This is a genomic window from Pseudomonas sp. PS1(2021), from assembly GCF_020405165.1.
GTDB classification, from domain to species: domain Bacteria; phylum Pseudomonadota; class Gammaproteobacteria; order Pseudomonadales; family Pseudomonadaceae; genus Pseudomonas; species Pseudomonas aeruginosa.
In genome coordinates, this window is sequence record NZ_CP084484.1 from 4,745,279 (window position 1) to 4,759,233 (window position 13,955).

Below are 13,955 nucleotides of genomic sequence, written 5' to 3' on the forward strand. Positions count from 1 at the left end.
CTCCTACTTCGCCAAGGGCAGGACAACCATTGCCGATGTATTGACCCCATAGACAGCTTCGTCGACGCCCGTCCCGGCCCCCTTGGGCTTGCCGGACGGCTTATGTCATGATGGCGCCACCCTCGCAGGTTCAAGGCCGGCTTTCTTCCTCTATGAACAAATCCCTTGCGCTGCTGACCGTCACGCTGCTGCTCGGCGGCTGCCAGTCACTTATCCACAAGACTCCCGATGGCACCCCGCCGGTGGAAGACACCGCGGTCGAGACCAAGGCCAAGCCGGAAAAGTACGGCTCCTTCAGCGAGGACAGCCTGTATTCGCTGCTGGTGGCCGAACTGGCCGGGCAGCGCAACCGCTTCGACATCGCCCTGAGCAACTATGTGGTGCAGGCGCAGAAAACCCGCGACCCCGGGGTTTCCGAGCGCGCCTTCCGCATCGCCGAATACCTCGGCGCCGACCAGGAAGCCCTCGACACCTCCCTGCTCTGGGCGCGCAGCGCGCCGGACAACCTCGATGCCCAACGCGCCGCCGCGATCCAGTTGGCCCGCGCCGGGCGCTACGAGGAGTCCATGGTGTACATGGAGAAGGTCCTCAACGGCCAGGGCGACACGCACTTCGACTTCCTCGCCCTGTCTGCCGCGGAGACCGACCCGGATACCCGCGCCGGCCTGCTGCAGAGCTTCGACCACCTGTTGAAGAAATACCCGAACAACGGCCAGTTGCTGTTCGGCAAGGCCCTGCTGCTGCAACAGGACGGCCGCCCGGACGAAGCCCTGACCCTGCTCGAGGACAACTCCGCAAGCCGCCACGAAGTGGCCCCCCTGCTGCTCCGCTCGCGCCTGTTGCAGAGCATGAAGCGCAGCGACGAGGCCCTGCCGCTGCTCAAGGCCGGGATCAAGGAACACCCGGACGACAAGCGCGTGCGCCTCGCCTACGCGCGCCTGCTGGTGGAGCAGAACCGCTTGGACGACGCCAAGGCCGAGTTCGCCGGACTGGTCCAGCAATTCCCCGACGACGACGACCTGCGTTTCTCCCTGGCGCTGGTCTGCCTGGAAGCCCAGGCCTGGGACGAAGCCAGGATCTACCTGGAAGAACTGGTCGAGCGCGACAGCCACGTCGACGCCGCCCACTTCAACCTCGGCCGCCTCGCCGAGGAACAGAAGGACACCGCGCGTGCCCTCGACGAGTACGCCCAGGTCGGCCCGGGCAATGACTTCCTCCCGGCGCAACTGCGCCAGACCGACGTCCTGCTCAAGGCCGGTCGAGTCGACGAAGCCGCCCAGCGCCTGGACAAGGCGCGCAGCGAGCAACCCGACTACGCCATCCAGCTGTACCTGATCGAAGCCGAGGCGCTGTCCAACAACGACCAGCAGGAAAAGGCATGGCAGGCCATCCAGGAGGGTCTGAAGCAGTACCCGGAGGACCTCAACCTGCTCTACACCCGCTCGATGCTGGCGGAGAAGCGCAACGACCTGGCGCAGATGGAAAAGGACCTGCGCTTCGTCATCGCCCGCGAGCCGGACAACGCCATGGCCCTCAACGCCCTCGGCTACACCCTGGCCGACCGCACTACCCGCTACACCGAGGCGCGCGAGCTGATCCTCAAGGCGCACAAGCTGAACCCGGACGACCCGGCGATCCTCGACAGCATGGGCTGGATCAACTATCGCCAGGGCAAGCTGGCGGACGCCGAGCGCTACCTGCGCCAGGCGCTGCAGCGCTACCCCGACCACGAGGTCGCCGCGCACCTGGGCGAAGTCCTCTGGGCCCAGGGGCGCCAAGACGACGCCCGGGCCATCTGGCGCGAATACCTCGACAAGCAGCCCGACAGCGACGTGCTGCGCCGCACCATCAAGCGCCTGACCGGCGCCGAGACTCCTTGAAACCATGCGTCTACGTCTTTTCCTCGCCGCCTCCGCGCTGGCCCTGCTCAGCGGCTGCGCCGGCCTGACCTCCCACGAAGCCCTGGAAGGCCAGGGCGATGCGCAGACCTGGAAAACCCACAAGCAGCAACTCAGCGAGCTGGATGCCTGGCAGATCGACGGCAAGGTCGGCATCCGCGCCCCGCGCGACTCCGGCAGCGGCACCCTGTTCTGGCTGCAGCGCCAGGGCTACTACGACATCCGCCTGTCCGGCCCGCTCGGCCGCGGCGCAGCACGCCTGACCGGGCGTGAAGGCGCGGTGAGCCTGGAGGTCGCCGGGCAGGGCCGCTACCAGGCGGAGTCCCCGGAAGCACTGCTGGAAGAACAACTAGGCTGGCGCCTGCCGGTCTCGCACCTGCTCTGGTGGGTACGCGGCCTCCCGGCGCCGGACAGCAAGAGCCGCCTGACCCTCGACGCCGACAGCCGCCTGGCGCGCCTGGAACAGGACGGCTGGCAGATCGAATACACCCGCTACGCCGAACAGAACGGCTACTGGCTACCCGAGCGCCTGAAACTGCACGGCCAGGACCTCGACGTCACCCTAGTGATCAAGGACTGGCAGCCGCGCCAGCTCGGCCGCTGACATGAGCGTGCGCCTCAGCCTGCCAGCCCCGGCCAAGCTCAATCTGTTCCTGCATATCCTCGGCCGCCGCGACGATGGCTATCACGAGTTGCAGACCCTGTTCCAATTCCTCGACCACGGCGACGAGCTGCATTTCGAAGCCCGCCAGGACGGCCAGGTACGCCTGCACACGGAAATCGCCGGGGTGCCGCACGACAGCAACCTGATCGTGCGCGCCGCGCGCGGGCTGCAGGAAGCCTCCGGCAGCCCGCAAGGCGCCGACATCTGGCTGGACAAGCGCTTGCCCATGGGGGGCGGCATCGGCGGCGGCAGCTCCGACGCCGCCACGACGCTCCTGGCCTTGAACCATCTATGGCAACTCGGCTGGGACGAGGACCGCATCGCCGCCCTGGGCCTGCGCCTGGGCGCCGACGTGCCGGTCTTCACCCGCGGACGCGCGGCTTTCGCCGAGGGCGTGGGCGAAAAGCTCACCCCGGTGGACATCCCGGAGCCCTGGTATCTCGTCGTGGTTCCGCAAGTACTTGTCAGCACAGCAGAAATTTTTTCAGATCCACTGTTGACACGCGATTCTCCCGCCATTAAAGTGCGCACCGTTCTCGAGGGGGACAGCCGAAACGACTGTCAGCCGGTAGTCGAGAGGCGTTACCCAGAAGTTCGTAACGCTTTGATCTTGCTAAACAAATTTGTTTCAGCTAGATTAACCGGCACTGGAGGTTGTGTGTTTGGGAGCTTCCCAAACAAAGCTGAAGCTGATAAAGTCTCGGCCCTTCTTCCAGACCACCTTCAGAGGTTCGTCGCCAAAGGAAGCAACATCTCGATGTTGCACCGGAAGCTGGAAACTCTGGTCTGAGAAAGGAATGCCGAAACGGCATTCGAGCAATACCACAGGGGCGTCGCCAAGCGGTAAGGCAGCAGGTTTTGATCCTGCCATGCGTTGGTTCGAATCCAGCCGCCCCTGCCATTTTCCTCTTCTGTATTTCATCCGGATCCCTTCGGTCGACACAGGTACCTGTAGCGTGTCCAAGATGATGGTCTTCACGGGGAACGCTAACCCCGATCTTGCACGACGCGTCGTGCGTCAGCTGCACATTCCTCTTGGCGATGTTTCAGTTGGCAAATTCTCCGATGGCGAAATCAGCGTCGAAATCAACGAAAACGTCCGCGGCAAGGACGTATTCCTGATTCAGCCGACCTGCGCGCCGACCAACGACAACCTGATGGAACTGGTGGTGATGGCCGATGCCTTCCGCCGCTCCTCGGCCACTCGTATCACCGCTGTCATCCCCTACTTCGGCTATGCCCGCCAGGATCGCCGTCCGCGTTCCGCCCGCGTGGCCATCAGCGCCAAGGTAGTGGCCGACATGCTGACCGTCGTCGGGGTCAACCGTGTCCTCACGGTCGACCTGCACGCGGATCAGATCCAGGGCTTCTTCGATATCCCGGTAGACAACATCTACGGTTCCCCCGTGCTGGTGGACGATATCGAAGACCAGCGCTTCGAGAACCTGATGATCGTCTCCCCGGACATCGGCGGCGTGGTGCGCGCGCGCGCCGTGGCCAAGTCCCTGGGCGTTGACCTTGCGATCATCGACAAGCGTCGTCCCAAGGCCAACCAGTCCGAAGTGATGCACATCATCGGTGACGTCGAAGGCCGTACCTGCGTACTGGTAGACGACATGGTCGATACCGCCGGCACCCTCGGTCACGCCGCCAAGGCCCTGAAAGAGCACGGCGCCGCCAAGGTCATCGCCTACTGCACCCACCCGGTGCTGTCCGGCCGTGCCATCGAGAACATCGAGAAATCCGTACTGGACGAGCTGGTGGTGACCAACACCATCCCGCTGTCCGCCGCTGCCCAGGCCTGTGGCCGCATCCGCCAGCTGGACATCGCTCCGGTCGTTGCGGAAGCCATGCGCCGGATCAGCAACGAAGAATCGATCAGCGCGATGTTCCGCTGAGGCCCAGCCTCGGCGAACGCGCCTGAACGAAAACGCCCCGCTCCGGCGGGGCCTTTGAAATCGCCCGAACGCTGGTCGCAAGCGTTCGGGCGCATTGTTATTTTTGGAGATACACAATGGTCGACTTTATTCTGAATGCCCAAGTGCGTTCCGATCTGGGGAAAGGTGCGAGCCGCCGCCTGCGTCGTAACGCCGGTCTGGTTCCTGCTGTCGTTTACGGCGGCGACAAAGAGCCCCAGTCCGTAACCCTGGAACTGCGCGAAATCGCCAAGCTCCTGGAAAACGAGGCTGCCTTCAGCCACGTGATCGCCCTGAACGTTGGCGGCGCCAAGGAAACCGTACTGATCAAGGCCCTGCAGCGCCATCCGGCGAAAGGCTTCGTGATGCACGCCGACTTCCTGCGCGTGGTCGCCGACCACAAGCTGACCGCCCACGTACCGCTGCACTTCATCAACGAAGAAGTAGCCGTTGGCGTCAAGCAAGCCGGTGGCGAGATCTCCCACACCATCTCCGAAGTCGAAGTTTCCTGCCTGCCGAAAGACCTGCCGGAATTCATCGAAGTCGACATGGCCAAGGTCGAGCTGGGCCAGATCGTTCACCTGTCGGACCTCAAGGCTCCGAAAGGCGTCGAGCTGGTACAACTGGCCCACGGCAACGACCTGGCCGTTGCCAACATCCACGCTTCCCGCGTGGTGAAGGAAGAAGGTAGCGAAGAAGGCGCCGCCGAGTAATTCATTACTCGATCGCCTTTTTATAGAGAGGGGCTCCCGTCGTGACTGCCGTACAACTGATCGTTGGCCTGGGAAACCCGGGTCCTGAATACGACCAGACCCGGCATAACGCGGGGGCCCTTTTCGTTGAGCGCCTGGCGCATGCCCAGGGCGTCAGCCTCGTGGCTGACCGCAAGTATTTCGGCCTGGTCGGCAAGTTCAGCCACCAGGGCAAGGACGTTCGTCTGTTGATCCCGACCACCTACATGAACCGCAGCGGCCAGTCCGTGGCGGCGCTGGCGGGATTCTTCCGGATCGCCCCGGACGCCATCCTGGTGGCCCACGACGAACTCGACATGCCCCCTGGCGTCGCCAAGCTCAAGACCGGCGGCGGACACGGCGGGCACAACGGGTTGCGCGATATCATCGCCCAGCTCGGCAATCAGAATTCTTTCCATCGCCTGCGGCTTGGCATCGGCCATCCGGGGCACAGCAGCCTGGTTTCCGGTTACGTGCTCGGCCGCGCCCCGCGCAGCGAGCAGGAACTGCTCGACACCAGCATCGACTTCGCCCTCGGCGTGCTGCCGGAAATGCTCGCCGGGGACTGGACCCGGGCGATGCAGAAGCTGCACAGCCAGAAGGCCTGAACCACTTTTCTAGCGCCTGTCTGAGCGCGAGGGACATAGCATGGGATTCAACTGCGGCATCGTCGGCCTGCCCAACGTCGGCAAGTCCACCCTGTTCAACGCCCTGACCAAATCCGGTATCGCGGCGGAAAACTTCCCGTTCTGCACCATCGAGCCGAACAGCGGCATCGTGCCGATGCCCGACGCGCGCCTGAACGCCCTGGCCGAGATCGTCAAGCCCGAGCGCGTACTGCCGACCACCATGGAATTCGTCGACATCGCCGGCCTGGTGGCGGGCGCCTCCAAGGGTGAGGGCCTGGGCAACAAGTTCCTCGCCAACATCCGCGAGACCGACGCCATCGCCCACGTGGTGCGCTGCTTCGAAGACGACAACGTGATCCACGTGTCCAACAGCGTCGACCCCAAGCGCGACATCGAGATCATCGACCTCGAACTGATCTTCGCCGACCTCGACAGCTGCGAGAAGCAACTGCAGAAAGTCGCCCGCAACGCCAAGGGCGGCGACAAGGAAGCCCTGGCCCAGAAGGCCCTGCTGGAAAAGCTCATCCCCCACTTCACCGAAGGCAAGCCGGCGCGTTCGCTGCTGAAGAACCTCGGTGACGAGGAGAAGCGCCTGGTGCGCAGCTTCCACCTGCTGACCAGCAAGCCGGTGATGTACATCGCCAACGTCGCCGAGGACGGCTTCGAGAACAACCCGCACCTGGATGTGGTGAAGGCCATCGCCGAGGAAGAAGGCGCGGTGGTGGTGCCGGTGTGCAACAAGATCGAAGCCGAGATCGCCGAGCTGGAAGACGGCGAAGAGAAGGACATGTTCCTCGAGTCCCTCGGTCTCGAGGAACCCGGCCTGAACCGTGTGATCCGTGCCGGCTACGGCCTGCTCAACCTGCAGACCTACTTCACCGCCGGGGTGAAGGAAGTCCGCGCCTGGACCGTCCGCGTCGGCGCCACCGCCCCGCAGGCCGCCGGCGTGATCCACACCGACTTCGAGAAAGGCTTCATCCGCGCCGAAGTGGTCGCCTACGACGACTTCATCCAGTTCAAGGGCGAACAGGGCGCCAAGGAAGCCGGTAAATGGCGCCTGGAAGGCAAGGACTATATCGTCAAGGACGGCGACGTGATGCATTTCCGCTTCAACGTGTAATCCCCTTCCCGTCCCAGGAAAGCCCCGGCCAAGCGCCGGGGCTTTTCGCTCCTGCCCCTCCCCATCGCCCTCTCTCCGGCGATCCGACCCCTTCCGTCTAAACGATTGAAAGATCAGAAAATTATCTAGCCCCAGGGGTTGACAGCCCCGCCCGAGATACGGAAAATGCGCGCCACTCGGCTACATAGCTCAGTCGGTTAGAGCGCAGCATTCATAATGCTGATGTCCCAGGTTCAAGTCCCGGTGTAGCCACCATATTTTTCAAGGGGTTAGCGCAAGCTAACCCCTTTTTGTTTTGGTCGGCAGACTACAAACCGTCTACGCCCCCCTTTACCGATTTACGGTTCGCATAAAAAAGCCCCGCATCTGCGGGGCTCTACGATCAACGTCACTGCTATCCGTGAGCAAGCAGCGGCTCAATCTCATGTTCGATCTGCTTGCCATTCGCCGCATAAGCAGTTGCTAACGAATACTCACTCTGGAGATTCATCCAGAACTGAGCGGACGTATCAAAGTAACGCCCCAGACGAATCGCCATATCTGCGGAGATACCACGCTGCTCACGAACGATATCGTTCACTGTCGGAGCGGAGACTTTCAAAGCGCGTGCTAGAGCAGCTGGAGAGATATCCAACTCCATCAGAAACTCATCGCGCAATATTTCCCCAGGATGGATGGGGCGCATACCATTGGTAGCCATGGTCCACCTCCTCAGTGGTAATCAACTATTTCGACTTCTTCGGGACCCGCATCCGTCCAGACGAAACAGACACGCCACTGGTCATTGATCCTGATGCTATGTTGGCCCGCCCGCTTTCCCTGCAACGGCTCCAACCGGTTTCCAGGTGGAGAGCGCAGGTCTCGAAGCTCCGTAGCCGCATGAAGCATTGCAAGCTTACGCGTAGCGACTGTGAGGATCGCTCCCCACCGCCTCGAAAGACCCGTCTCAAAAAGCTGACGAGTCTCGTCGCAGCGAAAGGTCAGAATCATTCATTAACCCTTAACGTTAAGCGTTAACTTCACTACAGATTACCACAGATCCTCATGTGGTCAATTTGTAGCCAGACTGAGTAATCGGAGAAAAGCGCATCGCCGATTCCAAGTGCTCCGGCGACAGATGTGCATACCGCATCATCATCGAGGAATGCCCGAGGATCCGCTGTAGGGCCACGCCATGCGCAGCGCCCCGTGTCAGGCATTTCATCTTGCTTTGGATGCCAGGCATGCCTCATTGAAACAGTTCGAATCATTTGATAATCATTATCGATTTGTTTAGCTTTGCCGCCCATCAAAACAACAGCAACTCGGAAATCTCCTCATGCCCCGCTCCATCCCTTTGCGCCCGGCTCCCCTGGCGCTTTCCCTGTCCCTCTTCGCTTCGTTTTCCGCTCCTGCGCTGGCTGCCGATCCGGTGGAGCAGCAGATGGTGGTGATCGGCTCGCGCGCGCCGACCAGCATCAGCGAGTTGCCCGGCACGGTCTGGGTGATCGAGCGCGAGCAACTGGACCAGCAGACCCAGGCCGGCGTGCCGCTGAAGGAGGCGTTGGGACAATTGATCCCGGGCCTGGATATCGGCTCCCAGGGTCGTACCAACAACGGCCAGAACCTGCGCGGACGCAGCGTACTGGTGATGATCGACGGGGTGTCGCTGAACAGTTCACGGGGCATCAGCCGGCAGTTCGACTCCATCGACCCATTCAACATCGAGCGCATCGAGGTGATGTCCGGCGCCAGCGCGGTGTACGGCGGCGGCGCCACCGGCGGGATCATCAACATCGTGACCAAGAAGGGCGTCGGCGGCGACACTCGCTTCAACACCGAGCTGGGCGCCCGCAGCGGCTTCCAGAGCCATGAGGACCACGACCTGCGCGCGGCGCAGTCGATCAGCGGCGGCAACGACCTGTTCAACGGCCGCCTGGCCATCGCCTACCAGAAGAACGGAGCGGCCTACGACGGCAGTGGCGACCAGGTACTGACGGACATCACCCAGACCGACCTGCAGTACAACAGGTCGGTGGACCTGATGGGCAGCCTTGGCTTCACTTTCGCCAATGGCCACAGCCTCGATCTCGGCCTGCAGTACTACGACTCCGGCTACGACGGCGACCGCGGCCTCGATCTTGGGCGCAACTTCGACGCCCTGCGCGGACGGGCACCCTATTCGATCAAGGGCGGCGTCGACCTCGACCGCGAGCCGGAGAGCAAGCGCCATCAGTTCAACGCCACCTACCACGCGCCGGAAGTGCTGGGTCACGACCTCTACCTGCAGGCCTACTACCGCAACGAGAAGATGGCCTTCAATCCCTTCCCTACCATCCGCTACAGCAATAGCGGCGCGATCAACTACGGCACCTCCTACTACTCGGCCTCGCAGCAGGACACCGACTACTACGGGATGAAACTGGCCCTGGTGAAGACCTGGGAGCGCGCCAGCCTGACCTACGGGGTGGACCTGGACCGGGAAAAATTCACGTCCGACCAGATGCTCTTCAACCTGCCGCTCGCCGCCGCCAGCGGCGGGCTGGTAGCCAGTGAACAGGCCAAGCTGGGCCGCTACCCGGACATCGATACCGACAGCCGCGCCTTCTTGCTCCAGGGCAGTTGGAAGGCCACCGACGACCTGACCCTGAGCGCCGGCGTGCGGCGCCAGTCGATGAGCACCGACGTCAGCGACTTCGTTGCGGCGAACCAGCAGATCCTCATCGCCAACGGCCTCGGCAAGACCGCCGACGCGGTTCCGGGCGGGAGCAAGGACTACGACGTCAACCTGGTCAACGTCGGCGCCATCTACAAGCTGAACCTGCAACAACAGGTCTGGGCCAACTACAGCGAAGGCTTCGAGCTGCCGGATCCGGCCAAGTACTACGGTTTCGGACGCTACGGCGCAGCCGACGGCAATGGCCACTACCCGCTGTTGCAGGGGGTCAGCGTGAACGACTCGCCGCTGGACGGGATCAAGACCAAGCAGGTCGAGCTGGGCTGGCGGCACACCGACGGTGCCCTGGATACCCAGGTGGCGGCGTTCTATTCCTGGTCGGACAAGAGCATCAAGTACGACTCGAAGACCCTGGCGGTGCTGCAGCAGGACACCAAGAAGCGCAACTACGGCCTGGAGGGCCAGGCTACCTACTGGCTGGACGATCACTGGCAGGTCGGCGTCAACGGCCTGGCCATCCGCTCCCAGGAGAAGGTCGACGGCCGCTGGCTGAAGCAGGACGTGACCTCGGCCAGCCCGTCCAAGGCCGGCGCCTTCGTCGGCTGGAAGGACGACCAGCGCAGCCTGCGCCTGCAGGGCGTGCGCACCTTCAACCTGAACGACGAGCCGGGCAACAAGATCGACGGCTACGCGCTGTTCGACCTGCTCGGCACCCAGGCGCTGCCGGTGGGCACCCTCACCGCGGGCATCCAGAACCTGCTGGACAAGGACTACACCACGGTCTGGGGACAACGCGCGCAGGTCTACTACGGCGGGCTCGCACCAGCGGGACTGTTCGACTACAAGGGACGGGGGCGGACCTACAGCCTGACGTATAGCGTGGAGTTCTGAAGCCGTCCTCGACAGTTCCCCTGTCCCTCCAGGGAGAGGGGAACTCGTGGGAAAGAGCTTCCGCCTCTCTCAGCAGCAACCGCCCAGCGGACTCAAGCGATACTGCGGCGGCAACTGGTCGAGGCCGCTGACGGTGACGTTGAGGTTCTTCCACAGGCCATCCTTGATCCCGTAGATGCAGCCATGCACGGACAGCGACTGGCCGCGGTGCCAGGCGTTCTGGACGATGCTGGTGTGGCTGACGTTGGCCACCTGCTGGATCACGTTGAGCTCGCAGAGGCGGTCGACGCGCTCTTCCTCGGTCGGCAACTGCTCCAGGTGCTCGCGGTATTCGTAGGCGAGGTCGCGAATGCTGCGCAGCCAGCCGTCGATCAGGCCGAGCTGGTCGTTGTGCAGGGAGGCGCGCACGCCGCCGCAGCCGTAGTGGCCGGTGACCAGGATGTGCTTGACCTTGAGCACGTCGACGGCGAACTGGATCACCGACAGGCAGTTGAGGTCGGTGTGCAGCACGACGTTGGCGACGTTGCGATGGACGAACAGGTCGCCGGGCAGCATGCCGACGATTTCGTTGGCCGGCACCCGCGCGTCGGAGCAGCCGATCCAGAGGTACTCGGGGGTCTGCTGGCGGGCCAGCTTGGCGAAGAAGTCCGGGTCTTCCTGCTTGATCGCTTCGGCCCAGCGGACGTTGTTCTCGAACAGTTGCTGCAAGTCGCTCATGGCATGCCCCTCGTTTGACCGGTGCAGCACCTTACGGAAGGCGATGCCCGTTTGACAAGCGTCACAGCGCGGCGTGGCTACGCCACCAGCGCTGCTGCGCCAGCGGCTGCATGGCGACCTGATCATGCCAACAGGCGTGCCAGGCTGCGGCATCCTCTGCCAGGCGCGGCCAGTCGGGCTGTTCGAGGTCGGCGAAGAGTTCCCGTTCCAGCCAATCGCGGCCGCTGCGCAGGAGCCGGCGGAAGGCGCGGTCGGTGAGCGCGCGGCGGTGCACCGCCTCGAAGCGCCACCAGGGGGACTCCTGTACCGCCTCGCGCGGCTGGCTGAGCACGGCGGTGCCGGAGGCCGGATCGAAGGACAGCGGCTGGAACAGTCCCAGGCACGGCGCCGAAGTACCGGTGGCGGCCAGCAGCGGGCCGTCGTCGCGCAAGCGGGCGACCAGACTGGCGGTGGTCTGCGAAGGCCGCCAGAAGCTGCCGGCGTGCATGCATACCTGGCGGTTGTTGTGGCGGCGGAAGTGGTCCCCGCGCGGGCCATGGTGGCGCAGCGCGGCGAACAGCGCGTGCCAGTCCGGCTCGCCAGGCAGGCTGTCGAGGAAGCGCTGGTTGATCCGACAGCGCCGGTGCGCGCCGCCGACCCAGGGTAGCAGGCGGGTGTCGAAGACCCGCGCGAAGTGGAAGTCGCCGCGACCATCCCAGCAGCCCTGGCGGCGTGCCTGGTCCTCGAGGTCGCGGCTGCACAGGTCGAATTCGTGGCCAAGGGTCAGGGCGTTGGAGATGGCCCAGCGCTCGACCTTCTTCGCCGCCCACAGGTTGCCGGCGGTTTCCAGCACCCAGGCTTCGCCGGGGTCGGCGATGAGGAAGCTGTTGTCGTAGCGGATGCGCTTGTCGCGGTAGCCGGCCGGGCCGCCCTGGCCGTAACGCTGCAACAACCCGGTGATCACCTCCAGCGCCTCGCGGGCGCTGGCGCCGCGCTCCAGTCCCAGGCGCAGCAGGTCCATGCCGAGCAGCGCGGTGCCGCGCTGACGGGTCAGCTTGGTGAACACCGCTTCGTTGCCGATGGCCACGCCGTGCTCATTGACGCCCATTTCCGCGCCCCAGATCCAGCTCGGCTGGCTGATCACCAGCGCATGCCGCTGGGCGGCCTGGGGAATGTCGAGGTAGGTGGTGCGCAAGCGCGCTTCCGGATCGTTGCGCACCACCGGCAGGCGCAGCAGACGCTGCGGTTCGGCGGGCTCGCGGTCGCTGTTCTTGGCGAACCAGGTCTGGCCCTGGTGGCGAAGGATCAGGGTGTCGCACATGGGGGGCTCCAGTCTGCGCATCCTGCCACCGGCCGCTGTCGACCTGACTTCGCACTCCAGCGAAGGGTTACCGCATGAAGGGACCTGCCTGCGGTATGCAGGCGAGAATCGGAATGCTGGTAAGGGTACGGCGGTGCCAGAAGGCCAGCCAGCTACTCCAAGTGATAGCTAGTTGCCGGCAGGGAAGCGGAGCAAGCCTCAGTCGAACAGGGTACAGGCCATGACCAGGGCGTCTTCGCGCCCGCCGACGGCGGGGTAGTAGTCGCGACGGCGGCCGATCTCGTTGAAACCGTAGCGTTCGTAGAGGCGGTAGGCGGCCTGGTTGGAAGCGCGCACTTCGAGGAAGCATTCGCGAGCCTGGTGGCCGGCCGCCTCGCGCATCAGGTGTTCGAGCAGGCGCAGACCGAGGCCACGCCCCTGGCTTTCGGGCTTCACCGTGATATTCAGCAGGTGCGCCTCGTCGAGGATGATCTGGATGACGCCATGGCCGACCTGCTGGCTACCCTCGAACATCAGCCAGCAATGGTAGTTCTTCAGGCCTTCGCTGAAGATGCCACGGGTCCAGGGGTGGCTGAAGGCGGCATATTCGATTTTCAGCACGGCATCGAGGTCCGCCTCGGTCATCGGGCGGAAGGAAATCGCATCGCTCATTGAATCTCGCTCGACCAGCGCTGACGGACACGGCGCATGGCGCGCCACAGCTCGCCCTTGAGGGCGGGTTCTTCCATGAGGGCTTCCAGGCCCGGCACGGCCCAGGTTGCGCCCAGACCGTCCACCTGCAGTTCGCGGAACAGGCTGCCCTCGTCGCCCTCGCCGGCGAAGCGGATCGCCGGCAGGCCGACCAGCCACAGGCAGCGGCTACGCTCGCTCTCCTCCATGCGCGCGGCGACGAAGCTCTGGACGAACTCCAGGGCCGCCTGCGGCCCCTGGTCGAGGTTGCCGCGCGCCAGCAGCGGCCAGCGTACCGGTTCGCCGATCAACCGCGGGCTGTCCGGCAGGCCGGCGGCGCGCAGCAGGTCGCGCAGCAGCAGGTAACCCGGATCGCGACTGGCGAAGGGTTCGCCGGTGGGCAGTTCGACCAGCAGGGTGCAGGAGCCCGCCTGCAGCAGTTGCAAGGCGAAGCGCGGCGGCGGGGCCTGGACCGCCGGCTGCTCGGCCGGGGCCTCTTCGACCGGCGCGACCGGCTCGGCTTTCTTCGCCGCCGGGGCGCCCGGCTTCGGCAGGCTGATCGGGATCCCCCGGCCTTCCACGGGCGCGGCGGGAGCCACGCTCGGCGCGCTGGCCGGCGCCTCGGCTTGCGGGACGCGGGCCTGCGGCGCATCGATCGCGGCGCGCGCACGCACAGGCACCGCCGGCTCTTCCCGGGGCGGGGTCTCCAGCAACTCCGGCCGCGAGGGTGCGGCGAACGGCAACGGCTGGCGGGGCAGCCAACT

The 13,955-nt window shown here is 64.5% G+C and carries 14 protein-coding genes, 2 tRNA genes and 1 pseudogene; 10 read left to right on the forward strand and 7 right to left on the reverse strand.

The window, feature by feature from the left end:
* Positions 1-107 precede the first annotated feature (107 nt).
* The 9 genes from lbcA to LE197_RS22805 all read left to right on the forward strand — a co-directional run bounded on the left by lbcA (position 108) and on the right by LE197_RS22805 (position 7,213).
* Positions 108-1,880: a proteolytic complex protein LbcA gene (gene lbcA / locus LE197_RS22765; protein WP_003162407.1), complete on the forward strand. Its 1,773-nt coding sequence runs from the start codon at positions 108-110 to the stop codon at positions 1,878-1,880.
* A 4-nt stretch (positions 1,881-1,884) separates the two neighbouring features.
* On the forward strand, positions 1,885-2,502 hold the full coding sequence (lolB, locus tag LE197_RS22770) for a lipoprotein insertase outer membrane protein LolB (RefSeq protein ID WP_003095005.1): 618 nt from the start codon (positions 1,885-1,887) through the stop codon (positions 2,500-2,502).
* 1 nt (position 2,503) lies between these two features.
* Positions 2,504-3,352 carry a 4-(cytidine 5'-diphospho)-2-C-methyl-D-erythritol kinase gene (gene ispE / locus LE197_RS22775; RefSeq protein ID WP_003146058.1) on the forward strand — a complete coding sequence of 283 codons (849 nt, stop codon included), beginning with the start codon at positions 2,504-2,506 and terminating at the stop codon, positions 3,350-3,352.
* A 36-nt stretch (positions 3,353-3,388) separates the two neighbouring features.
* Positions 3,389-3,463, forward strand: a tRNA-Gln gene (locus tag LE197_RS22780).
* Positions 3,464-3,518: 55 nt separating this feature from the next.
* Positions 3,519-4,460 carry a ribose-phosphate pyrophosphokinase gene (locus tag LE197_RS22785; RefSeq protein ID WP_003099281.1) on the forward strand — a complete coding sequence of 314 codons (942 nt, stop codon included), beginning with the start codon at positions 3,519-3,521 and terminating at the stop codon, positions 4,458-4,460.
* A gap of 116 nt (positions 4,461-4,576) precedes the next feature.
* Positions 4,577-5,191: a 50S ribosomal protein L25/general stress protein Ctc gene (locus LE197_RS22790; protein ID WP_003099279.1), complete on the forward strand. Its 615-nt coding sequence runs from the start codon at positions 4,577-4,579 to the stop codon at positions 5,189-5,191.
* 41 nt (positions 5,192-5,232) lie between these two features.
* The gene (pth, locus tag LE197_RS22795; RefSeq protein ID WP_003099278.1) at positions 5,233-5,817 is read left to right on the forward strand and encodes an aminoacyl-tRNA hydrolase; all 585 of its coding nucleotides are present in this window, start codon (positions 5,233-5,235) and stop codon (positions 5,815-5,817) included.
* A gap of 40 nt (positions 5,818-5,857) precedes the next feature.
* Complete coding sequence (ychF, locus tag LE197_RS22800; protein ID WP_003099270.1) at positions 5,858-6,958, forward strand: redox-regulated ATPase YchF; 1,101 nt, start codon at positions 5,858-5,860, stop codon at positions 6,956-6,958.
* A gap of 178 nt (positions 6,959-7,136) precedes the next feature.
* A tRNA-Met gene (locus tag LE197_RS22805) sits at positions 7,137-7,213 on the forward strand.
* A 139-nt stretch (positions 7,214-7,352) separates the two neighbouring features.
* On the opposite strand, the gene LE197_RS22810 is transcribed toward LE197_RS22805, so the two are convergent.
* The 3 genes and pseudogenes from LE197_RS22810 to LE197_RS22820 form a co-directional block, all read right to left on the reverse strand.
* On the reverse strand, positions 7,353-7,658 hold the full coding sequence (locus LE197_RS22810; protein ID WP_003099268.1) for a HigA family addiction module antitoxin: 306 nt from the start codon (positions 7,656-7,658) through the stop codon (positions 7,353-7,355).
* Between the two features lie 11 nt (positions 7,659-7,669).
* On the reverse strand, positions 7,670-7,948 hold the full coding sequence (locus LE197_RS22815) for a type II toxin-antitoxin system RelE/ParE family toxin (RefSeq protein WP_003113526.1): 279 nt from the start codon (positions 7,946-7,948) through the stop codon (positions 7,670-7,672).
* A 52-nt stretch (positions 7,949-8,000) separates the two neighbouring features.
* Positions 8,001-8,126: pseudogene (locus tag LE197_RS22820) on the reverse strand (integrase); the annotation flags it as partial.
* A 150-nt stretch (positions 8,127-8,276) separates the two neighbouring features.
* Between LE197_RS22820 and LE197_RS22825 the strand changes: the two are divergent.
* A complete protein-coding gene (locus tag LE197_RS22825; RefSeq protein WP_023108789.1) occupies positions 8,277-10,505 on the forward strand; it encodes a TonB-dependent receptor in 2,229 nt (742 codons plus the stop codon).
* Between the two features lie 69 nt (positions 10,506-10,574).
* Here LE197_RS22825 and can read toward each other — a convergent pair whose 3' ends face one another.
* The 4 genes from can to LE197_RS22845 all read right to left on the reverse strand — a co-directional run bounded on the left by can (position 10,575) and on the right by LE197_RS22845 (position 13,871).
* Complete coding sequence (can, locus tag LE197_RS22830; protein ID WP_003095021.1) at positions 10,575-11,222, reverse strand: carbonate dehydratase; 648 nt, start codon at positions 11,220-11,222, stop codon at positions 10,575-10,577.
* 61 nt (positions 11,223-11,283) lie between these two features.
* Positions 11,284-12,522 (reverse strand): C69 family dipeptidase, encoded by a 1,239-nt coding sequence (locus LE197_RS22835; RefSeq protein ID WP_023108790.1) that lies wholly within the window; start codon positions 12,520-12,522, stop codon positions 11,284-11,286.
* 198 nt (positions 12,523-12,720) lie between these two features.
* Entirely contained in the window at positions 12,721-13,173 is a 453-nt protein-coding gene (rimI, locus tag LE197_RS22840) for a ribosomal protein S18-alanine N-acetyltransferase (RefSeq protein ID WP_003095025.1), read from the reverse strand.
* The gene (locus LE197_RS22845; RefSeq protein WP_078451009.1) at positions 13,170-13,871 is read right to left on the reverse strand and encodes a protein TonB; all 702 of its coding nucleotides are present in this window, start codon (positions 13,869-13,871) and stop codon (positions 13,170-13,172) included. Before LE197_RS22845 ends, rimI begins: the two co-directional genes overlap by 4 nt.
* Positions 13,872-13,955: the final 84 nt, after the last annotated feature.